General features: G+C 68.3%; 16 protein-coding genes. 3 read left to right on the top strand and 13 right to left on the bottom strand.

Annotated features, from left to right (window positions below; translation table 11 throughout):
• Nucleotides 1-29: 29 nt before the first annotated feature.
• Nucleotides 30-1,709: an MFS transporter gene (locus ACZ50N_RS18295; protein WP_464473478.1), complete on the top strand. Its 1,680-nt coding sequence runs from the start codon at nucleotides 30-32 to the stop codon at nucleotides 1,707-1,709.
• Here the strand turns inward: ACZ50N_RS18295 and ACZ50N_RS18290 are convergent.
• The 4 genes from ACZ50N_RS18290 to ACZ50N_RS18275 form a co-directional block, all read right to left on the bottom strand.
• Nucleotides 1,706-3,097 (bottom strand): NAD(P)/FAD-dependent oxidoreductase, encoded by a 1,392-nt coding sequence (locus ACZ50N_RS18290; RefSeq protein WP_464473477.1) that lies wholly within the window; start codon nucleotides 3,095-3,097, stop codon nucleotides 1,706-1,708. The two genes, ACZ50N_RS18295 and ACZ50N_RS18290, sit on opposite strands and share 4 nt — an antisense overlap.
• 27 nt (nucleotides 3,098-3,124) lie before the next feature.
• Nucleotides 3,125-4,483, bottom strand: coding sequence for an FAD-binding oxidoreductase (locus ACZ50N_RS18285; RefSeq protein ID WP_464473476.1), 1,359 nt, complete (start codon nucleotides 4,481-4,483; stop codon nucleotides 3,125-3,127).
• Complete coding sequence (locus ACZ50N_RS18280; RefSeq protein WP_464473475.1) at nucleotides 4,480-7,899, bottom strand: TM0106 family RecB-like putative nuclease; 3,420 nt, start codon at nucleotides 7,897-7,899, stop codon at nucleotides 4,480-4,482. The genes ACZ50N_RS18285 and ACZ50N_RS18280 overlap by 4 nt, the downstream gene beginning before the upstream one ends.
• Nucleotides 7,900-8,018: 119 nt before the next feature.
• Entirely contained in the window at nucleotides 8,019-8,609 is a 591-nt protein-coding gene (locus tag ACZ50N_RS18275; RefSeq protein WP_046362650.1) for an LppP/LprE family lipoprotein, read from the bottom strand.
• A gap of 62 nt (nucleotides 8,610-8,671) precedes the next feature.
• On the opposite strand from ACZ50N_RS18275, the gene ACZ50N_RS18270 reads away from it, so the two are divergent.
• Both ACZ50N_RS18270 and ACZ50N_RS18265 read left to right on the top strand, forming a co-directional pair.
• On the top strand, nucleotides 8,672-10,372 hold the full coding sequence (locus ACZ50N_RS18270) for a DEAD/DEAH box helicase (RefSeq protein ID WP_464473474.1): 1,701 nt from the start codon (nucleotides 8,672-8,674) through the stop codon (nucleotides 10,370-10,372).
• Nucleotides 10,373-10,378: 6 nt separating this feature from the next.
• Nucleotides 10,379-11,515: an acyltransferase family protein gene (locus ACZ50N_RS18265; RefSeq protein WP_464473473.1), complete on the top strand. Its 1,137-nt coding sequence runs from the start codon at nucleotides 10,379-10,381 to the stop codon at nucleotides 11,513-11,515.
• Here ACZ50N_RS18265 and ACZ50N_RS18260 read toward each other — a convergent pair.
• The 9 genes from ACZ50N_RS18260 to ACZ50N_RS18220 all read right to left on the bottom strand — a co-directional run bounded on the left by ACZ50N_RS18260 (nucleotide 11,499) and on the right by ACZ50N_RS18220 (nucleotide 21,582).
• Entirely contained in the window at nucleotides 11,499-12,065 is a 567-nt protein-coding gene (locus tag ACZ50N_RS18260) for a TetR/AcrR family transcriptional regulator (RefSeq protein WP_464473472.1), read from the bottom strand. The two genes, ACZ50N_RS18265 and ACZ50N_RS18260, sit on opposite strands and share 17 nt — an antisense overlap.
• Entirely contained in the window at nucleotides 12,062-13,303 is a 1,242-nt protein-coding gene (locus ACZ50N_RS18255; protein ID WP_464473471.1) for a cytochrome P450, read from the bottom strand. The genes ACZ50N_RS18260 and ACZ50N_RS18255 overlap by 4 nt, the downstream gene beginning before the upstream one ends.
• 169 nt (nucleotides 13,304-13,472) lie before the next feature.
• Nucleotides 13,473-14,267: a DUF1906 domain-containing protein gene (locus tag ACZ50N_RS18250; RefSeq protein ID WP_464470348.1), complete on the bottom strand. Its 795-nt coding sequence runs from the start codon at nucleotides 14,265-14,267 to the stop codon at nucleotides 13,473-13,475.
• A 54-nt stretch (nucleotides 14,268-14,321) separates the two neighbouring features.
• Nucleotides 14,322-17,222: an MMPL/RND family transporter gene (locus ACZ50N_RS18245; protein WP_133414199.1), complete on the bottom strand. Its 2,901-nt coding sequence runs from the start codon at nucleotides 17,220-17,222 to the stop codon at nucleotides 14,322-14,324.
• Entirely contained in the window at nucleotides 17,219-17,653 is a 435-nt protein-coding gene (locus ACZ50N_RS18240) for an MmpS family transport accessory protein (protein ID WP_464473470.1), read from the bottom strand. The genes ACZ50N_RS18245 and ACZ50N_RS18240 overlap by 4 nt, the downstream gene beginning before the upstream one ends.
• Entirely contained in the window at nucleotides 17,650-18,141 is a 492-nt protein-coding gene (locus ACZ50N_RS18235) for a MarR family winged helix-turn-helix transcriptional regulator (protein WP_048421993.1), read from the bottom strand. The genes ACZ50N_RS18240 and ACZ50N_RS18235 overlap by 4 nt, the downstream gene beginning before the upstream one ends.
• Nucleotides 18,142-18,262: 121 nt before the next feature.
• Nucleotides 18,263-19,630 (bottom strand): FAD-binding oxidoreductase, encoded by a 1,368-nt coding sequence (locus ACZ50N_RS18230; protein ID WP_464473469.1) that lies wholly within the window; start codon nucleotides 19,628-19,630, stop codon nucleotides 18,263-18,265.
• A gap of 10 nt (nucleotides 19,631-19,640) precedes the next feature.
• On the bottom strand, nucleotides 19,641-20,876 hold the full coding sequence (tap, locus tag ACZ50N_RS18225) for a multidrug efflux MFS transporter Tap (protein WP_464473468.1): 1,236 nt from the start codon (nucleotides 20,874-20,876) through the stop codon (nucleotides 19,641-19,643).
• 28 nt (nucleotides 20,877-20,904) lie between these two features.
• Entirely contained in the window at nucleotides 20,905-21,582 is a 678-nt protein-coding gene (locus ACZ50N_RS18220; RefSeq protein ID WP_464473467.1) for a sensor domain-containing protein, read from the bottom strand.
• Nucleotides 21,583-21,585: the final 3 nt, after the last annotated feature.

Raw genomic sequence — 21,585 nt, 5'->3', positions numbered from 1 at the left:
CCACCTGTCATTGCGGATTGCCTTAGACCATGCTCGATTTCGTGACGCCACGCGCCCCGGGGGCCAATCCCTGGCATGCCCTGTGGGCGCTTCTCGTCGGCTTCTTCATGATCCTGGTCGACGCGACGATCGTCGCCGTCGCCAATCCGGCGATCATGGAGGCGCTCGGCGTCGGATACGACGCCGTGATCTGGGTGACCAGCGCCTACCTGCTGGCCTACGCCGTGCCGCTCCTTGTGTCCGGTCGCCTCGGTGACCGATTCGGTCCGCGCAACGTCTATCTCGTCGGATTGTCGGTGTTCACGCTGGCCTCGCTGTGGTGCGGGCTGTCCGGCAGCATCGGAATGCTGGTCGCCGCCCGGGTGCTGCAGGGCGTCGGTGCTGCGCTGCTCACGCCGCAGACGTTGTCGGTGATCACCCGCACGTTCCCCGCCGAACGGCGAGGCGTCGCGATGAGCGTGTGGGGTGCGACGGCCGGGGTGGCCACGCTGGTGGGCCCGCTGGCCGGAGGCGTGCTGGTCGACCACCTGGGTTGGCAGTGGATCTTCTTCGTCAACGTGCCGGTGGGCGTGGTCGGTCTGGTGCTGGCACTGCGGCTGGTGCCGGCGCTGCCGACCCAGAGCAAACACGTCGACCTGCTGGGCGTGGCGCTGTCCGCGGTCGGGTTGTTCCTGATCGTCTTCGGTCTACAGGAGGGGCAGGCCCACAACTGGGCGCCGTGGATCTGGGCGGCGATCGGGGTCGGGATCGCGGTGATGGCCTGCTTCGTGATGTGGCAGTCGGTCACCCGCCGCGAGCCGCTCGTCCCGCTGGCGATCTTCGGCGATCGCGACTTCTCGATGTCGAACCTCGCGATCGCGACGATGGGGTTCGTCGCGACATCGATGATCCTGCCGCTGATGTTCTACGCCCAGGCCGTCTGTGGTCTCACGCCGACGCGGGCGGCGCTGCTGACCGCGCCGATGGCCGTGGCGACCGGCGTGCTCGCGCCGCTGGTCGGCAAGATCGTCGACCGCGCGCACCCGCGCCCCGTCATCGGGTTCGGGTTCTCGGTGCTGGCCATCGGGCTGACCTGGCTGGCGATCGACATGACCCCGACCACGCCGATCTGGCGACTGGTCGTGCCGCTGACGCTGATGGGTGTCGGCATGGCGTTCATCTGGTCACCGCTGGCGGCGACGGCCACCAGGAACCTCCCACCGCATGTGGCCGGGGCCGGCTCCGGGGTCTACAACACCACCCGCCAGGTCGGCTCCGTGCTGGGCAGTGCGGGGATGGCCGCGTTCCTGGCGGCACGGCTGTCGGCGGAGATGCCGGGCGGTGCCGGCGGCGGGGGAGCGTCGGAGGGCGCGGTGGCGCAGCTGCCGGGATTCCTGCACGCCCCGTTCTCGGCGGCCATGTCGCAGGCGATGCTGCTGCCGGCGTTCATCGCGCTCTTCGGTGTCATCGCGGCGCTGTTCCTCACCGGCGGTGTGGCGCGGCGGTGGGCGGCGGCTGGAGTCTCCCGAGCGGACATCCGAACGGACGCCGACGACGACGGGGATTGGGTCGACGACGACTGGGTCGATGACGACGACTACGTCGAGTACCTGGTCGACCGGGATGTCGACCGGGATGTCGATCGGGATTCCGACCGGGATGTCGACACTGATGTGCTGGACCGGGTCCTCGCCGAACCCGACAGCGGCGGGCGCCACGCGCGCGGCTAACCGCTCTCCATCAGCGCGCTCAACTGGTCGTTGGTCTTGGTCAGCGCTGTGGTCAGGGCGCCGAACGCGCGATCACGCACGCGGATCTTGTCGCCGAAATCGGGGAAGATGTCGCGCAGCACATTGAGCCGGGATGCCTTCAGCCAGTCCATCAGCTCTGGGTCTTTCAACCAGCGCACCTGAGCTTTGTTGTCCGACAGCAGGATTCGCAGCCAGTCCAGCGGCGCGTCGGGGTGCATGATGGGTGCGCACAGGTCGTTGCGGACGGCGTCGTCGGCGTAGGCGGCCTCCACGTGGGCGATGAACGCCGAACTGAACACCTGCTGGCATCCCCGCACGCTCTGCAGCGTGATCTTCTCGCCGTCGAACACCGGCACCGACGGCGGCCGGGGCAGTCCCTGCGTCGTGCAGTCCACGTACAGCGACGGCGTCGATACCTCGATCTCTCCCCCGCGCAACACGATTCGGTCGTGTTCGGCGCGTTCGAGGTGGCCGAGTCGGACCACGTCGTCGATCAGGCGAAGCTGGTCCAGCTCACGGGAGGACACGATCGCGCAGTGATACATCGTCGGTGTGACGGCGGGGTCGAGCCGGAACAGGGTCGCGTCCGCTTCGAGCCGGGCGAACAGGTCCTCCACCGAGGTCGCCTCGGCGATGGCGGCCATCCGGGAGGCGATCGATTCGCGAAAGCTCTTCACGAACTGCCCGCCGGGCTGGATGTGCGCCCTGTTCAGCAGCCAGGAGTCGCGCGGCATGATCCATCGCAGACTCTGCGGCGAGACACCGGAGCGCAGCAGCCACAGGCAGCAGTCCATGCCCGTCTTGCCGCCGCCGACGATCGTGTAGTGCTCGCGACCCGCGGCCCGGCGGGGTAGATCGTTGGGGGTGACCACCTCGATGCCGTCGGCCACCGAGAACGGCGCCGTCCGCATCGACTGCACGACGGTGAGCAGGAATGTCGCGTCGACGATCCGGCGTCGGACGGTGACCTCGTGTTCGGCGCCGTCGAGGGTGCGAAACCTGTTGTCGCCCAGATAGTGCGAGGACGGGTAGTACTGCAGCCGACCGGTCGGCAGCATCTGGTGACGCATCACCTGGTCGTAGTAGGAGCACACCTCGTGGCCGGTCGCCAGCTCGAAGAACCCCTCGTTGGGCCCTGACTGGTCGATCCAGTCCTCGTTGCCCAGCGCCCGCGAATTCACCCCGTAATACGACGAGGGCTGGTGCAGCCGCACGAACGGATACACCCAGTTCCAGTGCCCGCCCGGCTGGTGGTTCTCGTCGACGAGCACGACCGTCGCATCGGTTTCGGTCAGCAGCGTGTCGACGAACGCCATCCCCATCGCGCCTGCGCCGATCACCAGGTAGTCGGCCTCGATGCTCGTCATCGCCGCCACGCTACGGGACATCGACGCTCAGCCGAACAGCACCGCGGGGTTCAGATACCCGGTGGGGTCGAAGGCGGCCTTGACCGCCCGCATCGCGGCGATGTCGGCGTCGCTGCGCGACATCGAGACGTAGTCCCGTTTGCGGGTGCCCACACCGTGCTCGGAGCTGACGTTGCCGTCGTGGCGGGCGATCAGCGCCATCATCGCGGTGTAGAGCGCGCGCTCGGGCTCGCCGGTCAGTGCGCACCGCACGATGTTGAGGTGCAGGTTGCCTTCGCCGACATGCCCGAACAGCACCGGGATCGCCTCGGGCGCATGCTCGGCGACCAGCGCCACCGCATCGGCGGCGAACGCCTTGATCGACGAGAGTGGCAGCGACACATCGAATTTCAAGGGCGGACCGTAGACGCCGAGCACGTCGGCGACCGCCTCGCGGACCTGCCAGAGCCGCTGCTGCGCTCCCGTGTCGACGCCGACGGCGGGTTCGCCGACCAGTTCGGCGTCGGTCAGAGCGTCGGCCAGCCGGTCGGTCAGGTCGGTATCGCCGGCCAGCTCGATCAGCAGCAACCAGTCACCGTCGACGGGGGCGGCGACACCGACGTGCTCGGCGGTCAACGCGCTGGCCCGCGCGTCGATGAGCTCCAGTGCCGCGATGCCCGCCATGTCCCGGAACACCCGCGCGGTGGCGAGCAGCGCGTCCAGATCGGCGTAGCCGCAGATCGCCGTGACGCGGTGGCCGGGGGCGGGGTGCAGCCGCAGGTCCAGTCCGGTGATCACCCCCAGCGTGCCCTCGGCGCCCACGAACAGCGACGCCAGGTCGTATCCGGTGTTGTCGCTGCGCACCTGGCTGTGCCGGTGCACGATCGATCCGTCGGGCAGCACGACGTCGAGGCCCAGCACCTGTTCGCCCATGTTGCCGTAGCTGACGGTGCGCAGCCCGCCCGCATTCGTCGAGGCCATCCCGCCGACGGTCGCCGAGTCGCGGGCGGCCAGGTCGACTCCGAACACCAGGCCGGCCGCCGTCGCGGCGCGCTGCACCTCGGCCAGCGTCACCCCGGCGCCGACGTGCACGCGGCGCTCCACGGTGTCGACGTCGCCGATCTCACGCAGCCGCTCGGTCGAGAGCAGCACGTCGTCGTGTTCGGGCACGGTGCCCGCCACCAGCGATGTGCGCCCGCCCTGCACGGTCACGCTCACCCCGGCGTCACGGCACGCGGTCAGCACCGCGGCCACGTCGTCAGCGGACCCGGGACGCACCAGCACTGCCGCCCTGCCCCGGTAGCGCCCGGTGTAGTCGGTGCTGCGGCCGGAGAGCACGTCGGCGTCGGTGCTCACCTGCGAGGCACCGACGATCGCCGCGAGCTGTTCTGTCAGCGCTTCGGTCATGGGCCCGGTGTATCACATGCGGACAGCGACAGGAACGCGCCCAATTCGACCAGGCGATCGGGCGTACCGGGTAGGTATTCGGTGAGCTGCGGTGACCGCACGATCACGGCCAGGTACTTCGCCCGGCTGACCGCGACGTTGAGCCGATTCCTGTTGAGCAGGAAGGCGATTCCGCGAGGAGCCTCGTCGATCGAGGACGCCGTCATGGACACGAACACCACCGGCGCCTGCTGACCCTGGAACTTGTCCACGGTGCCCACTGGCACGTCGGCATATCCCGCGGCGTCGAGGTGGTTGCGCACTTGCACGACCTGCGCGTTGTACGGGGTGACGACGAGGACGTCGCGCTGCGCGAGCGGGCGGGTGCCGTCCTCGTCGGTCCATTCGGCGCCGAGCAGGTCACCGATCGCGGCGACGATCGCCGCGGCCTCTTCGGGGCTGTCGGTGACGTTGCCGTGGTGGGGGACGGCCAGCGTGCGGATGCCGGGCGCGACGCCGGCGAGCGTGCGCGCGGCGGTCACCGGTTCGTGCGATTGCAGCCGGTTGTCGTAGGACAGCCGGGAGACCCCGCGGCACACCTGAGGATGCATCCGGTAGGAGCAGTGCAGGAAGTAGCCGCGCTCAGCAGGCAGGGTGTGGTGGCCGTCGACGAGCCACGCGAGTGCCGAGCCGTCCACCGGTTCCGGGTGGGTGCCCTGGCTGACCTGCGGCAGCTGTTGCGGATCGCCGAGCAGCAGCAGGCTACGCGCCGCGCGGGCCACCGCGATCGTGTTGGCGAGGCTGAACTGGCCGGCCTCCTCGACGACGAGCAGGTCCAGCGAGCCGGCCGGAACCTTGGTGGCACTGGCGAAATCCCACGCGGTGCCCCCGACCACGCAGCCCTCGTGCCCGGCGATGAAGTCGGCGAACTGCGGGTTGGTGATCTCGGTCCAGGCGCCGTCGCCGGAGCTGAGCTTCTTGGCCACCCGCGTGCCGTCGACACCGACCCGCAGGATGCCGGCGAACAGGTTCTCCACGACCGCGTGCGCCTGCGCGACGACCCCGACCCGCCAGCCGTGGTCGTTGACCAGCCGGGCGATCACCTGGGCGGCGGTGTACGTCTTGCCGGTGCCGGGCGGACCGTGCACCGCCAGGTAGGACGCGTCGAGATCGAGCAGCGCGGCCGTGATGTCGTCGACGACGACGCCGGAGTCGGGCAGCGCGGCGCCGCTGCGGGTGCGAGGGTCGCGGCGCAGCAGCAGATCGGTCATCGCGCCGGGATGCATCCGGGGCAGCGCGGCAGCGACGTCCGCTGCGGTCGCGGCGATGGACTCCGCCAGCGGTTTGGTGCTGATCGGCGGGCCGGGAGTCAGCGCGAACGGTACCTGCGTGAAGATGTCGCCGTCTTTGGGTTGGCGCTCGATCACGGTCACCTCGGTCGGGGCGTCGACGTTGTCACACTCGACCACGGACACCGTGGCGAACCCCCGGCGATCGGGGTCGTCGGCCAGGCCCGCCGGAGCCGGCGGATCGTAGAGCGCGTACATCTCTCGAGCTAGGTCCCCGTTGGCGATCTCACCTCGAAGCACGATGCGGCGCTGCGGTTTACGAGCCCGGGGCGGTGTGTGCCAGTCCTCGGCGATCTCGGCGCTCTCGACCAGGAACACCCCGCTGGCATCGGCCCACTCCTCGACCGGATTGTTCACCCGGTCGAAGTGGCCCCACCAGAACGGCTTGTCCTCCCGCTGGTGAAAACCCTTGGCCGCGGCGATCATCGCGATCGCCGTCTGCTCGGGCGTTCGCGGGTCCACACCGTCGCCGGCGAACTTCAGCAATCGGCGTTCGACCGCATCGGGCTCGGCGGTCTGTATCGTCGCGCCGTCGACCGGCACGGGTCCGCGGGGCGGCACTCCGGCTTCGATGGCGCGCGCCACCAACCAGTCGCGCAGCCGGCGCGTCGATCGGCAGTCGTAGCGGTTGTACTCCTCGATCTCCTTGAGCACCGTCGCGGCGTCGTCGGCACGGCCTGCGTCGCGCAGCTCGCAGTAGTGGGCGTACTCGGTGATCGACGCGGTGGCGGTGGTGACCTCACCGTCGCGCAACTCGTTGCCCATGTAGAGCGGTTCCAGGCTCTTGATGCTGTAGTTCTCGGTGCCGACTCGAATACTCTTGCGCACCAACGGATACAGATCCACCAGCACGCCTTCGCGGAGCAGCTCGTCGACGTCGCGTTCACCGACGCCGTAGCGGCCCGCCAACCGCAGCAGCGTGCTCTTCTCATACGCCGCGTAGTGGTAGATGTGCATGCGGGGGTAGCGCCGCCGGCGCTTGCGGACCATGTCGAGGAACGCGATCAGCGCCGCGCGTTCGTCGGCGCGGGTGTGCGCCCACAGCGGCGAGAATTCGTCGGCGACGGTCAGCACGCCCCACAGGTATTCCAGACCCCATTCGTGGCCGTCGGCGGTCCACAGCGGATCGCCCTCGAAGTCGAAGAACAGATCGCCTTTGTCGGCGTCGGGCAGCACCATCAGCGGCTGCGGATCGACGACGCGGTAGGGCGGTTTGCCGTCGACGCGATCGGCGATCTGCAGGCGGGCCTGGCCGGTCAGCGCCGCGACGGTGCGGGGCGGCAGGTCGGGCACGGAGCCCTGGTGAGCGGCGAGTTCGCGCACGGTCGTGACACCCGCGTCGAGCAGCCGGGCGCGCTGGCTGACCCGCATACCCGCGACCAGTAGCAGATCGTCGTGCGCGCGGACCTGCTCCTCGCAGTCGGCGCAGCGGAAGCACGCGCGCACCGACTCGTCCTCCCACGACGCCGGGGTGCCGGCGGCCTCGTGCCGGTCCAGCAGCTGCTGCAGCGCGGCGCGGCGGGGTCGGTACACCGGCAGGAGCTCGTCGACCGGATAGCTGACGATCGCGCCGTCGCCGAGGACCAGGTCGACCTCGGGCGAGACAGGGACTCCCGCCGCGAGGAGGGTGTCGACGTAGGCGGCCAGCTGCAGCAGGGCCTCGACCTTCACCGAGCGGGCCAGCTTGGTGTCGCGCAGGCGATAGCGCGGGCCCTGCTCGGACTCTTCGAGCCGGATGAAGTCGGCGAACCCGACGAACCGGCCGTCGAACATCGCGGCCTGGTAGATCACCGGCGCCCGCCGCTCGATCGCTCGCAGCGTCTGCTCGGCCGCCGCGGTCAGGCCTGCGAATGTGTAGTCCGGCCGGCCGATGACGGTGATCTCGGCGTCGTCACGCAGTGCGTCGAGGTGCCGCTGCTCGTGCTGGTCTCCCAATTGTGATGTGCGAGACAGCATCTCGTCATCGCCGGAGACTTGCGGCGCGCGGCCCAGCTTGACGTCGAACGAGCGCAGCAGCGCGTACTCGCAGCGAGCGGCCGCGGCGAGATCGGAGGCGCTGTAGACCACCCGGCCGTCGATGACGAACACGCCGCCACTGTAGGGCAGCCCACCGACGCCCACCCCCGCCGCGGAATATCATTCCCGGTCGTTGCCGAGCCGAAATCGCAGCCCTGGCTTCTCACTGGCGGCGCCCGCGACCGACGACCTCAGCGCGGCGTGTTGCCGATCAGCTCCACCCCGCTGCCGTTCCAGCGGAACTTCACGATGCTGTCGAGCCCGGGCATGCCGCCGGAGTACTTCAGCGCCACCGTGTCGCCCGTGGTGCCGACGCCGTCGAGACCGTTGAAGCCGTAGGTGTCGGGCACCCCGGTCGGGATGAACTTGCCGCGGTGGAACAGCACGGCGCGGGTGTTCGGGTTCTGCGAGTTGGTGTTGGCCTTGACGATCACCGCCGAGAGCTGCGCGCACTCGTTGTAGTTGCCGGCCACCGGTTCGGGGTTCCAGCCCTGCTTGCTGCGCGGGTCGCGGGGGAGTTCGGACACCGCCTTGGCGATCTCGGGAGAGGCCAGGTCGGTCGCGCAGGGGTCTGCTGCGGGCGCAGGCCCCGGCGGTGGCCCAGCAGGTGTCACCGCCGGCGGCGGCGCTGCTGAAGGAGCCGCCGAGGCCGTCGGACCCGGGGTTTTCGACGCGGTCGAATCACCTGACCCGCAGCCCGCGAGGACGAGGGCTGCGGTACCCAACACTGCTGCCCACTTCACAACAGGCGACCGTACCGGCACCGCCTGGACAGGTGCCATCAGGGCGCGCGGCAGGGCATCAGGCAGGAGGAAGCCGAAAAGGGCACTAGACTGCCACCACGATGACCTCCTCGGATGTGACCCCCGCCAGCACGGATCTGCCAGGCGAGACGACCTTCGCCGACCTGCAGATCCACCCCTCGGTGCTGCAGGCGGTCAGCGACGTCGGCTACGAATCGCCGTCGCCGATCCAGGCTGCGACGATCCCGGCGATGCTGGCCGGCTCCGACGTCGTCGGTCTCGCCCAGACGGGAACCGGCAAGACCGCCGCGTTCGCCATCCCGATCCTGAGCAAGATCGACACCTCGAGCCGCGCCACCCAGGCGTTGGTGCTGGCCCCGACACGTGAGCTCGCGCTGCAGGTGGCCGAGGCATTCAGCCGCTACGGCGCGCACCTGAACGTCAACGTGCTGCCGGTGTACGGCGGCAGCTCCTACGGGCCTCAGCTGGCCGGGCTCAAGCGGGGCGCGCAGATCGTCGTCGGCACGCCAGGGCGCGTGATCGACCATCTGGAGAAGGGCACGCTCGACGTCAGCCACCTCGACTACATGGTGCTCGACGAGGCCGACGAGATGCTGCAGATGGGCTTCGCCGAGGACGTCGAACGCATCCTCGCCGACACCCCGGAGTACAAGCAGGTCGCGCTGTTCTCGGCGACCATGCCGCCGGCGATCAAGAAGATCACCAACAAGTACCTGCACGATCCGGTCGAGGTCACGGTCAAGTCGAAGACCCAGACGGCCGAGAACATCACCCAGCGCTACCTGCAGGTGTCCTACCCCCGCAAGATGGACGCGCTGACCCGGCTGCTCGAGACCGAGCAGGGCGACGCGATGATCGTCTTCGTCCGGACCAAGCAGGCCACCGAGGAGGTGGCCGAGAAGCTGAAGGCCCGCGGGTTCGCGGCGGCCGCCATCAACGGCGACATTCCGCAGGCGGTGCGTGAGCGCACGATCAACGCGCTCAAGGACGGCTCGATCGACATCCTGGTGGCCACCGACGTCGCCGCCCGCGGCTTGGACGTCGAGCGCATCTCGCACGTGGTGAACTTCGACATCCCGCACGACCCGGAGTCGTACGTGCACCGGATCGGGCGTACCGGCCGGGCGGGCCGGTCGGGCACGGCGCTGCTGTTCGTGACGCCCCGGGAGCGGCATCTGCTCGGCGCCATCGAGCGGGTGACGCGGCAGAAGCTGGTCGAGATCGAGCTGCCGTCGGTCGAGGACGTCAACGAGCGCCGTGTGCAGAAGTTCCGCGATTCGATCACCGAGGCGCTGGCGGCACCGGGCATCGAGTTGTTCCGGACGTTGATCGAGAACTACGAGCGCGACCACGACGTACCGATGGCCGACATCGCCGCCGCGCTGGCGCTGCAGAGCCGCGACGGCGAAGCATTCCTGATGACCGAGCCGCCGCCGGAGAAGCGCCGGGACAAGAAGGACCGACCGGATCGTGCCGACCGTGACGACCGAGGTCCGCGTAAGCAGCGGGAGCGGCGCAGCGATCTGACGACCTACCGCATCGCGGTGGGCAAGCGGCACAAAGCCATGCCGGGTGCGATCGTCGGCGCCATCGCCAACGAGGGCGGCCTGCACCGCAGCGATTTCGGTCACATCGCGATCAAGCTGGACTACTCGCTGGTGGAGCTGCCGGCCAATCTCTCGCGGGACACGCTGAAGAAGCTGGAGAACACCAAGATCCAGGGTCAGCTGATCAATCTCGAACCCGATCGCGGGCCGAAGGCGCGCCGTAAGACGCACTAGCGCCCGATGACGCTGTCACGAGACGCCGACGCCCAGGGTGGCCTGGAGTCGGTGACCCCGACCGGGCGGGTCGACTCTCTGACCGGTATCCGGGCCGTGGCGGCACTTCTGGTGGTGCTCACCCACGCCGCCTACACGACCGGCCATTACGGGCAGGGCTACATCGGGTTGGTGTTCTCCCGCATGGAGATCGGGGTGCCGATCTTCTTCGTACTGTCGGGGTTCCTGCTCTTCGCGCCGTGGGTGAACGCGTGTGCTGAAGGTGCGCCGGCTCCGTCGGTGACACGCTATGCGTGGCATCGGGTGCGCCGCATCATGCCCGCGTACGTGGTCACCGTCGTCGCGGCCTACCTGGTCTACCACTTCCGTACGGCCGGGCCGAATCCCGGGCACACCTGGGAGGGTCTGGCCCGCAACCTGACGCTGACCCAGATCTACACCGACAACTATCTGTATTCCTATCTGCACCAAGGGCTTACGCAGATGTGGAGCCTCGCCGTCGAGGCGGCGTTCTACGTCGCGCTGCCACCGATGGCCTACCTGCTGCTGGTGGTGTTGTGTCGCGGGCGCTGGCGGCCGTGGCTGCTGCTGGCCGGGCTGGCCGCGTTCGCGGCGTTGTCGCCGGCCTGGCTGTGGCTGGTGCACACCACATCGTTCCTGCCCGATGGCGCGCGGCTGTGGCTACCGGGGTACCTGTCGTGGTTCGTCGGTGGCATGGTGCTCGCGGTGCTGGCGGCCATGGGGGTGCGCGCCTACGCGCTCGCGTGCCTGCCGATCGCGATGGTCAGCTACCTCATCGTGTCCACACCCATCGGAGGGGAGCCGACGACATCGCCTGCGCTGTTGTGGGAAGCGTTGGCCAAGAGCGGGTTCTATGCGGTGATCGCCACGCTGGTCGTGGCTCCGTTGGCGCTGGGCAACACGGGTCTGTATGCGAAGGCGATGGCGAGCAGGCCGATGGTGTTCCTCGGCGAGATCTCCTACGAGATCTTCCTGATCCACCTCGTGACGATGGAACTCGTGATGGTCGAGATCCTGCAGTATCCGATCTACAACGGCTCGGTGTGGCTGCTGTTCCTCGGCACGATGGTGGTCACGATGCCGCTGGCGTGGCTCCTGCACCGGTTCACCCGGGTGCGATGACGCGAGGCACGACGAATTCTGAGAGCATCTCGGCTTCGTCCGTGTCGTCGCGTCCGGGGAACAGCAAGAGCGAGGTCAGAATCCGCACCACCCAGCGGGCCCGCGCTTCGACGCGATCGTCGTCGCCGAGCGAGCCGACGAACGTCTCGGTCACCGCTGCGATCAGCGGTGACTGCTCGGCCATCTCGCCGCCCAGAGGTCGCTCCGAGGCCGTGAACCACGATGCCAGCGCGGGGTTCTCCCGAACCATGCGCAGGCATCCGAGCATGCCCTGCACGAGGCGCTGTTCCGGATCGGTGATCGAGGCGAGCTCATCGGTCAGCTCGCGGTAGATCCGGTGCGTCTCTCGGTGGACGTAGGCGGTATGCAGCGCTTCGCGGTTCTCGAAGTATCGGTAGAGGGTTGCTCTCGAACACCCCGCTGCCGAGGCGATCTCGTGCATCCCGACGGTCGCGGCGGGCTGGCCGGCGAAGAGCTCGCCTGCTGCGTCGAGGATGCGTTCCGCAGCGATCTCGGTGCGCTGGGCGGCCAGCCAGTCCCGGCCGCTCACCGGGTCACCGTGATCGGCACGGACAGCGGCCTGCGCACGTAACTGCCGCCGGCCCAGACGATGCCCTCCTCGTCGACGGTGAACTGCGGTATCCGCGCCAGGAGTTCGGTCAGGGCGACCCGCGACTGCATCCGGGCGGCGGCCGAGCCCAGGCAGAAGTGCGCGCCGTGGCTGAACGTCAGGATGTTGCGCGGGTTGCGCATGACGTCGAGTTCGCCTGCATCGTCGCCGTATTCGCGTTCGTCGCGGTTGGCGGAACCGTAGAGGAACAGCACTTTGCGGTCCGCGGGGATCGTGCGGTCGCCGATGGTGACGTCGCGGGTGGTGGTCCGGGCCAGGCCCTGCACCGGGGAGGTGAGCCGCAGGAATTCGTCCACGGCGCCGGCGATCAGGCCGGGATCGTCGACGAGCAGGAGGCGTTGGTCCGGGCGCTGGTGCAGCAGCTGCACCGAGCCGCCGAGCATGCCCGTGGTGGTGTCGTTGCCGCCGGTGACCATCGTGAAGGTGAACGCGAGAACCGATAGCACACCCGCGATGTCACCGTCGGCGCCGACTCCGGCGGCCACCAGGTGAGAGACGGTGTCGTCGGCCGGGTCGGTGCGGCGACGTTCGATGAGGGCGGTGAAGTAGGCCATCATCTCGCCGAGGGCGTCGCCGAGAGTGCCCAGCGCTCCGCCGATCCCGCCGTCGGCGGTGTTGGCCGCGACGATCGCCTCGGTCCAGCCGTCGAACTTGCCGCGATCGGCCTCGGGCACGCCGAGATAGTGGGCGACGACCATCGACGGCAGCGGTTTGAACAGTTCGGCGACGATGTCGCCGCCGCCGTTGGCGCGCAATTTCTCGATGCGTTCAACGACGAACTGGCGCACCGTCGGCTCGATCGCCTCGACCTGGCGCGGAGTGAAACCGCGTGACACGAGCTTTCGGAACTCGGTGTGCGTCGGGGGATCCTGCATCACCATCGGCGGGTTGTCGGCCAGGCCGATCATCTCGAGTTCGCCGTAGTTGACGGTCAGGCCCTGTGCCGAGGAGAACGTCTGGTGGTCGCGTGCCGCGGACCAGATGTCGGCGTGCCGGGAGAGCACGTAGTAGTCGTGATCGGGCCTGTCGGTGGGGACGACGTGGTGGACGGGATCGTGGTCGCGCAGCGCGCGGTACATGGGCCAGGGGTCGGACCAGGTGTCAGCGGTGGCAAGCGCGAACTGAGCCGGAGCCTCGTGAGACAAAGATGCTGACATGTCTCATGTGTACGACGGAAGCAGGCTGGTGTCAATGGGTCATCAGTCAGCGCCAGGCGGCCTGTTCCTCGATGCTGCAGGCGAGATTGCGTTCAGGGTCGTTGCGGCAACCCTGTAGGCAATCTCGGCTGAAGCATCCGGTATAGGTGCGGGTCAGCGCGCCGTTAGGTCACTGATGCAGGTTCCACTGTCCGACGTCGCGGGCCATCACGTCGTTGACGTCCACACGCATGCCGCCGACCAGCGGGCCCGGGTTCGACGCGGTGTCCACGATGCGTTGGTAGAGCACCGCTTGCGGGTGGATGCGATTGCCCGACCACGCCTTGGTCTGCCAGGCCCACCGATAGCCAGGAATGCTGGACGCGCCGACGACGCCGTCGGCGATCGCCCACTGGCACGCGTCGATGCCCCCGTAGATTCCGGTCCGCTGCACTCCGATCACCGAGTTGATGCCCCGAAACCACTGCAGCGCAACCGTATTCCAGACGTCGCGGCTGATGTCCTCGTCGATCGTGAAGAAGATCGGCGCGCTGCGCCCGCCTCCGGCGGCGGTGTGCAGTCCCCAGCCGGTCTTGGCGTCGGCAACGCCGCCGGCGAACCCGCGGGTGAAGTCCGATGGTGCTGTGCCGCCGGGCTTTCCGTACTGATAGTTGCTGACGATGACGAGGCCCTGAGCGTTCAGCGAGCGCGCGTAGGGCAACGTGATCGGCTTCGCGCCGAAGTTCGATCCGGGCCGCGACAGCGACACGTAGTTGACGACGCCCGCGTGGCCGGCCGCTCGGATCGCATCGGCCGGGATCTGCGCGGCGGCGAAGTCGATCAGCGTGGGCGCGGCCGCCGAGGCCGTGGGCGCACCGGCACCGAGGGCGGCGGCGCCCAGGCCGGCGGATGCGGCAGCGGCGAAGCGCAGCGCGTCGCGGCGCGACACCGCTCGGGTGCGCCTCACGTCGGGCAGATCGGGCACGGCGTGATGTTAACCGTGTGACTTCTGATATCGGTGGTGCCACGCGGGCGGGGATCAGCCTCCGACCGGGACAGGCGCGGTGTCGGCGTCCCGGGCGGGCGGCTTCGGCGGCAGGAAGTGGTTGTCCCCGCGCGGGTAGACCACCTGCGGCCACCAGAACCAACGACCCAACAGCGTCGCGATCGACGGCATCAGGAAGGACCGCACCACCAGCGTGTCGACCAGCAGGCCGATCGCGATCGTCGACCCCATCTGCGCCAACACCGTCAGGCTGCTGCCGAGCATCGCCGCCATGGTCGCGGCGAACACCAGACCGGCCGAGGTGACGACGCCGCCGGTGCCGGCCATCGACCGGATGATGCCGGTCTTGAGGCCTGCGTGGATCTCCTCGCGGAAGCGGTGCACCAGCAGGAGGTTGTAGTCCGCGCCGACGGCCAACAGGATGATCACCGACATCAGCATCACCAGCCAGTGCACCTGGATGCCGAGAAGGTCCTGCCAGATCAGCACGGAGATACCGAACGACGCCGCGATCGAACTGGCCGCGGTGCCCACGATCGTGGCCGCCGCCACCACGCTGCGGGTCAGGATCAGCATGATCATGAAGATCAGCGTGAGCGCGGAGACTACGGCGATCAGCAGGTCGTACTTCGCCCCGTCGGACATGTCCTTGTAGGTGGCCGCGGTCCCGCCGATGAGGATCTTCGCGTTCGACAGCGAGGTCATCTTGATCGCGTTCTGCGCGGCCTCACGCTCGGCGTCCACGCGCGAGATACCCTCCACCGTCGCAGGATCGCTCTGGTGGGTGATGAACATGCGCGCCGACTTCCCGTCGGGGGACATGAACATCTTCAGCCCCCGCTCGAAATCGGGATTCGTGAACGCCTCCGGGGGCAGGAAGAACAGGTCGTCGTTCTTGGCGGTGTCGAACGCCGCGCCCATGGCCAGCGCGGTGTCGTTCATCGCGCCCATCTGATCGAGCAGCGCCTTCTGGGAGTTGTACGACGCCCACGTCAAAGCCAATGTCTGCTTCATCGTCGCGATGGTCTGCGGCAGCAGCGCGGTGAGCTGAGGCGCCAGGTCGGCGAGCTGATCGGTGTTGCCCTGCACCGCGCCCTGGGCATCGGTCAGCTCGTTGATGCCGTCGAGCGAGTCGAACAGCGACCTGATCGCCGCGCACATCGGGATGTCGTAGCAGTGCGGTTCCCAGTAGAAGTAGTTACGCAGCGGCCGGAACTGGTCGTCGAAGTTGGCGATGTTGTCGCGGACCTGCTCGGTGATCTGCAGGAGCTCCTTGGACTTCTGCGCCGAATCTTGCGTCAGCTGAGTCTGTTTGAGCGAGAGCTGGTACTGCTTCTCCATGATGTCGATGTTGGCCTCAGTGGCCTCGGCCATCTTCTTCATGTCGTCCAGCTGAGCGCGCTGGAACGGCAGGTTCTGGTTCTGCACCTGGCCGGACACGCTGGTCTGGAACGGAATCGAGCTGTGCTGGATCGGGATGCCCAGCGGACGGGTGATGCTCTGCACCATCGCGATGCCCCGCGCCTGCATGACGTTGCGGCCGATCGCGTTCAACACGAGCATGTCACCGGGATTGCGCATGTCGTGGTCGGCTTCGACCATGATGATGTCCGGGTTCATCCGCGCCGGGCTGAAATGCCGGTCGGCCGCCGCGTATCCGACATTGACCTGTGCATTGTCGGGCAGGTAGTAGCGGTCGTTGTAGGCGGGCTTGTAGCCGGGGATGGCGACCAGCCCGATCAGCACGATGAACGCGCTGGCCACCAGGATGGGGCCGGGCCAGCGGACCACCGCGGTGCCGACTCGGCGCCAGAACCGGCTTCGCGCATCGCGTTTCGATTCGAACAGGCCGATCTTGCTGCCGAGGAAGAGCACGGCGGGCCCGAGTGTCACCGCGGAGGCGACCACGACGACCATACCGATCGCCACGGGTTCGCCCATGGTGGAGAAGTAGGGGAGCCGCGCGAACGAGAGGCAGTAGGTGGCGCCGGCGATCGTCAACCCGGAGCCGATGATCACCGGCGTCACCGAGCGGAACGTGGTGTGGTAGGCCGTTTCCCGGTCTTCACCCGCGCTGCGCGCCTCGCGATAGCGGCCGAAGATGAAGATGCCGTAGTCGGTGGCCGCGGCGATCGCGAGCATCGTGAGGATGTTGCCCGCGAAGGTGGTCAATCCGAAGGCGCCGTTGTCGGCGAGCACCGAGACCACGCCCCGGGCGGTCAGGAGCCCGATGGCGGTGAGGAAGAGCTGCACCAGCGTCGTGACGAGCGACCGATACACCACGAGCAGCATGAAGAAGATCGCGAGCAGGGTGTAGGCCGTGATCTGGCCGAGGCTGGCGTTACCGATGACGTGCATGTCGTCGGTGAGCGCGGCCGGGCCGGCGACGTAGGCCTGCACGCCGGGCGGCGCAGGAGTGTCCGCGATGGCCTCCCGGACGTGCTCGACACCGGTGTTGGACAACGTCTGCCCTTGCTCGCCGGCCAGATTCAGCATCACGTAGGCGGCCTTGCCGTCGGCACTCTGAGCGCCGGCCGCGGTCAGGGTGTCGCCCCAGAAGTCCTGGATGTGCTGGATGTGTTCTGGGTCTTTCCGCAGCTTGGTGATGATCTCGTCGTAGTACTTGTGGGCGTCCGGTCCGAGCGGTTCCTGGCCCTCGACGATCACCATGACGGTGCTGTTGGAGTCGAACTCCTTGAAGTTCGCCCCCATCTCCTTCATCGCCTGCACCGACGGTGCGTCGTTGGGCGTCATCGGAGCGGAGTGTTCTTCGCCGACGACTTCGAGCTGCGGGGCGACGACGTTCACCACCACGGCGAAGGCGATCCAGGCCAGGATGACCGGGACGGACAGGATGCGCAGCGCGTGCGCCACGGGATGTCCCTTGGCGTGCTTCTCCGGACGGTGTGCGAACCGCTTGGTGTGTGTGCTCATGCGGACTTCACCAGGCAGTAGGTCTGGGCGTCGACACCGTCGGCCCGGCGTTCGTCACGCACGGTGCCGTTGACGGTGACGCGGCAGCCGATCGAGTCCGCGTCAGCACGGGCCATCAGGTTCGCGCTGACCGACGGCAGCGTCGTCGACAACGTGACGGTCCAGGGCAGCGTCGCAGTCAGCGTGTGCACGTTGGCATCGGGATCGAAGTAGCTGATCTCTGCGGTCGAGCCGGGTGCCCCCCACACCTCGTACACCATGACTTTCGGGTTGAACTGCACGATTTCGATGCCGGCCCCGGCGTTGGCGTTGAGGTCGGTGGAGGCGAACTGCCGGTGCAGCCGGGACACGACCAGGCTCGACACGGCCAGCACCACGATCAGCACGAGCGGGATCCACACCTTCTTCAGTCCTCTCCGCACGAATCTCATGCCGGTCCCTGTTCCTCGTCGAGCCCGGTGCCCGGGCAGATGCTGTCGGCGGTGGTGGCCAGCGACTGCAGCACGGGCAGCGCGACACGTGCGGCGAGCGTCAGTGCGTCGCGCTCTTCGTCGTCCAGGGTTTCGAGGAGCCGGCCCAGTCGTTCGCGTCGGGCGGCCGCGCGCTGTTCCATCAGCGCGACACCCTCCTCGGTGACGCCGATCAGCGCCGCGCGGCCGTCACCGGGATCGGCGACCTTGGCCACCAGGCCGCGCCGCTCGAGCCGTTGGATCAGCTGCGTCATCGACGGCTGGCTGACGCCCTCTTTGGCGGCGAGCGTGGTCAGCCGGGTGGGACCTTCACGGTGCAGCCGGTTCATCACGAAGCCGGCGGACGCGGTCATGTCGGCGCGGTCGCTGAGGTGTCGGACGAGGAGGTCGGCAGCATGGTCGACGAGGGAACCGATGCTGTCGACAGCGGGAGCGGCGCGGTCGGGCACTGGGTATATATATCACTACGGTTATGTAGTTGCGAGATCTAGGTGCAGCTAAGGCCCGAGGACTTCGCTCAGCAAAACGTTTGCATAGCCGTGGTGATGTAACTCCAGTTATGTCCGCGGCTCAGAACGCGGCGCCGGGATTGAGGATGCCGTGCGGATCGAGTGCGGTCTTGATCCGCCGATTGAGCTCCATCACCTCGGGCCCGAGCTGGCCCGCGAGCCACGGTCGCTTGAGTCGGCCCACGCCGTGCTCGCCGGTGATCGTGCCGCCCAGGGAGACGGCAAGGTCCATGATCTCGCCGAATGCCTGCTGGGCGCGCTGCTCCATCGCCGCATCCGAGGGATCGAAGACGATCAGCGGGTGGGTGTTGCCGTCGCCGGCATGCGCGATCACCGAGATCATCAGGTCGTGGTTGGCGGCGATCTTCTCCACGCCGCCGACCAGATCGGCCAGCGCGGGCAGCGGTACGCCGACGTCTTCGAGCAGCAGTGACCCCCGGGCTTCCACCGCGGGGATCGCGAACCGCCTGGCGGCCACGAAGGCTTCGCCCTCCTCGGGGTCGGAGGTCGAAAAGACCTCCGTGGCACCGTGTTCGGTGAACACCTCGGCCATGTACTCGGCATCGCGGGCGCCGGCGGGGCCGCGATCGTCGCTCGCCGCGACCATCATCGCGGCGGCGTTGCGATCCAGGCCCATCCGCAGTTTGTCTTCCACCGCGTTGATCGCCGCGGCATCCATGAACTCGAGCATGGAGGGCCGGATCTTGCCGGTGATCGTGACGACGGCGCGCGCGGCCGCCTCGACCGAATCGAAGGACGCCACCACGGTACAGGCGCCGTGCTGGGCGGGCAGCAGTTTCAACGTCACCTCGGTGACCACGCCGAGGGTGCCTTCGCTTCCGACGAACAGCTTCGTCAACGACAGTCCTGCAACGTCTTTCAAGCGGGGACCGCCGAGTCGCACAGCGGTCCCGTCGGCGAGCACCACCTGCATGCCGAGCACGTAGTCGGTCGTCACGCCGTACTTGACGCAGCACAGGCCGCCGGCGTTGGTGGCGATGTTCCCGCCGATGCTGCAGATCTCGTAGGACGACGGGTCAGGTGGGTACCACAGGCCGTACTCGGCGACGGCCTTCTTGACCTCGGCATTGAGAAGTCCGGGTTGGACGACGGCGGTGCGGGTGACCGGGTCGATCGAGATGTCCCGCATCTTCTCGGTGGACAGCACGATGCCGCCGTCGAGAGCTGTTGCGCCACCCGACAATCCGGTGCCCATACCGCGGGGGACGACGGCGATCCGATGGGCGCTGGCCCAGCGCAGCACGGTCTGCACCTCGTCGGTACGCTGCGGCCGCACCACGGCCATCGGCGTTCCCGCACTCGGATCGGCGGCGCGGTCCTGTCGGTACGACGCCACGATGTCGGGGTCGGTGACAACGGTGCCCTCGGGCAGCGAGGCGGTCAGGTCGTCGAGCACGTCGGAAGCCATCTGCCCGATGCTACGAGTTTTGTTCGGCGTGCGGCCCGCGATCGAGCTCCCGTAATGGGCGCAAGAACACGGTGGCCACGCCGAGCACGAGCATCGGCAACGACAACGCCAAGAACGTGGCGTGCAACCCGGCCGAATCGGCCAGCGGCCCGGCGACGACCAAACCGAGCGGGCCGGCCGCGTAGGCCAGCGACCCCATCACGCCCACCACGCGCCCGCGCAGGTGCGGCGGCGCCTGGGTCTGCATGACGTAGTTGTAGATCGGGGCGATCGGGCCGTAGACGAAGCCCACGACCGCGCACAGCACCAGGATCAGCGGCAGCGGCGGCAAGAACGCGATGATCGTCATCGCCACCCCCAGCGTCAGCACCGCGGTCATCATCACGGTGCGGCGCCGGGTGAACCGGGACAGCACCGCGTAGCCCAGGGCGCCGACCAGTCCGCCGATGCTGAGAGCCATCAGCACCCAGCCCAGCTGGGCGGGCTCGTCGCGGTCGGTGAAGTACTTGGGGAACAGCACGCTTTCCATCGGCATGTAGAGGCCCGTCGCTGCCAGGTCAACGAACGCCAATGTGCGCAGTACCCGGTGGCGCCACACGAAGCGAAGCCCCTCGACGATGCCGGCCCACACCGATCCGTCGCGGGTCGACGGATCGGGCGTCCCCGCGCCCTCGAGGCGCAGCACCGCGATCGCGACGATCGAGAGCATGAAGGCTCCGGCGGTCACCCACATCGTGTTGATCCCGCCCAAGGTGGCGATGAGCAGACCGCCGATGCCCGGCCCGACGATGTAGGCCAGGTTGAAGGCCGCCTCGTAGAACGAGTTGGCGCGATCGAGAGTCCAGCCGGCCCGCTGGGCGGCCTCGGGCAGCATGGTCTCGCGTGCGGTCATCCCGGCCGGGTCGAAAAATGCGCCGAGAGCGGCCAATCCGGCCAGCACCGCGACGTTGACGGCCTGCGCCCCGAACTGCAGAGCCAGTACCGGGACCGTCGCGACCGACAGGGCCGACAGCGCATCGGAGATCATCGACACGCGCCGGCGGCCGAGGAAGTCGACGGCGGCGCCGGCGATCAGCGTCGCGGCCAGAAGCGGTAGCGTCCCGGCCATCGCGACCACCGAGGCGTCGAGCGCCGATCCGGTGTGCTGCAGGACCAGCCACGGAAAGGCGACCATCGAGATGCCGTTCCCGGCGCCCGCCATCAACGCGGCGAACAGGATCAGTAGCAGGGGGCCGCGCCGGCTCATCGCCGCACGGTAGCAAGCTCCCGGTCGATCACCACGTCGCCGCGACGTTGGCGGCGATCTGTTGAGCGATCTTGACCGCGGTGTCGGCCGGATCGGCGCTGCAGGTGTTGACGTCGACGATCACGTTGTTGGCCTGGGCCAGCGCCCGTCCGCACCCCCAGCCCGGTGCCGCGGCCTCGTTCAGTGTCGACACCGTGCTCAGGACGTGGTCGGCGTTGCGGATCTCGCCGACGGTCCACTCGGTTCCGCTCTGGGTGTGCGTGTACTGGTGGCAGGCGGACCACTGTTGGACCGAGGCGTCGAAGAACGCGGTGGCCTTCTCCAGATACGGGAACAGCACCACGGCCTGCTTGGAGTAGTGCTTGAACGCGTCGCCGTCGTTGAGGCTCTGGTCCCGCTCGGCGGTGAAGCCGCTGGCGGAGTAGACGGCCGCCTCCGCGGCACCGTCGAGGGCGAGGCATTCCGGTGGCGCCATGATCGAGCTGTTGTCCGACATCGCCGACTGGGCTTCGGTGACCGTCATCGGGGGCGACGCCATCGCCTGGGCCACCTGTTCGGGGGTCAATAGGAGCTTGGGGAGTTCGCGCTCGGTCAACGGCCGCGGGATCATCGTCCTGGGTGCGGGCGACTCGGCGTTGCTCACGGTCGCGCCGCATCCCGTCACCAGAACGCAGATGCCGATGACGGCCGCGTGTGCTCGTCGCATGTT

The organism is Mycolicibacterium obuense, assembly GCF_055397605.1.
The sequence above is the reverse complement of the archived record's forward strand: the minus strand, read 5'-3'. Positions and strand labels throughout refer to the sequence as shown.

Excerpts from the sequence above, each read along its gene's own strand:
- ACZ50N_RS18230 (WP_464473469.1), bottom strand. The coding sequence starts at position 19,630 with ATGGCTTCCGACGTGCTCGACGACCTGACCGCCTCGCTGCCCGAGGGC.
- ACZ50N_RS18285 (WP_464473476.1), bottom strand. The coding sequence starts at position 4,483 with ATGACCGAAGCGCTGACAGAACAGCTCGCGGCGATCGTCGGTGCCTCG.
- ACZ50N_RS18240 (WP_464473470.1), bottom strand. The coding sequence starts at position 17,653 with ATGAGATTCGTGCGGAGAGGACTGAAGAAGGTGTGGATCCCGCTCGTG.
- ACZ50N_RS18275 (WP_046362650.1), bottom strand. The coding sequence starts at position 8,609 with ATGGCACCTGTCCAGGCGGTGCCGGTACGGTCGCCTGTTGTGAAGTGG.
- ACZ50N_RS18270 (WP_464473474.1), top strand. The coding sequence starts at position 8,672 with ATGACCTCCTCGGATGTGACCCCCGCCAGCACGGATCTGCCAGGCGAG.
- ACZ50N_RS18255 (WP_464473471.1), bottom strand. The coding sequence starts at position 13,303 with ATGTCAGCATCTTTGTCTCACGAGGCTCCGGCTCAGTTCGCGCTTGCC.
- ACZ50N_RS18265 (WP_464473473.1), top strand. The coding sequence starts at position 10,379 with ATGACGCTGTCACGAGACGCCGACGCCCAGGGTGGCCTGGAGTCGGTG.
- ACZ50N_RS18295 (WP_464473478.1), top strand. The coding sequence starts at position 30 with ATGCTCGATTTCGTGACGCCACGCGCCCCGGGGGCCAATCCCTGGCAT.
- ACZ50N_RS18245 (WP_133414199.1), bottom strand. The coding sequence starts at position 17,222 with ATGAGCACACACACCAAGCGGTTCGCACACCGTCCGGAGAAGCACGCC.
- tap (WP_464473468.1), bottom strand. The coding sequence starts at position 20,876 with ATGAGCCGGCGCGGCCCCCTGCTACTGATCCTGTTCGCCGCGTTGATG.
- ACZ50N_RS18290 (WP_464473477.1), bottom strand. The coding sequence starts at position 3,097 with ATGACGAGCATCGAGGCCGACTACCTGGTGATCGGCGCAGGCGCGATG.
- ACZ50N_RS18220 (WP_464473467.1), bottom strand. The coding sequence starts at position 21,582 with ATGCGACGAGCACACGCGGCCGTCATCGGCATCTGCGTTCTGGTGACG.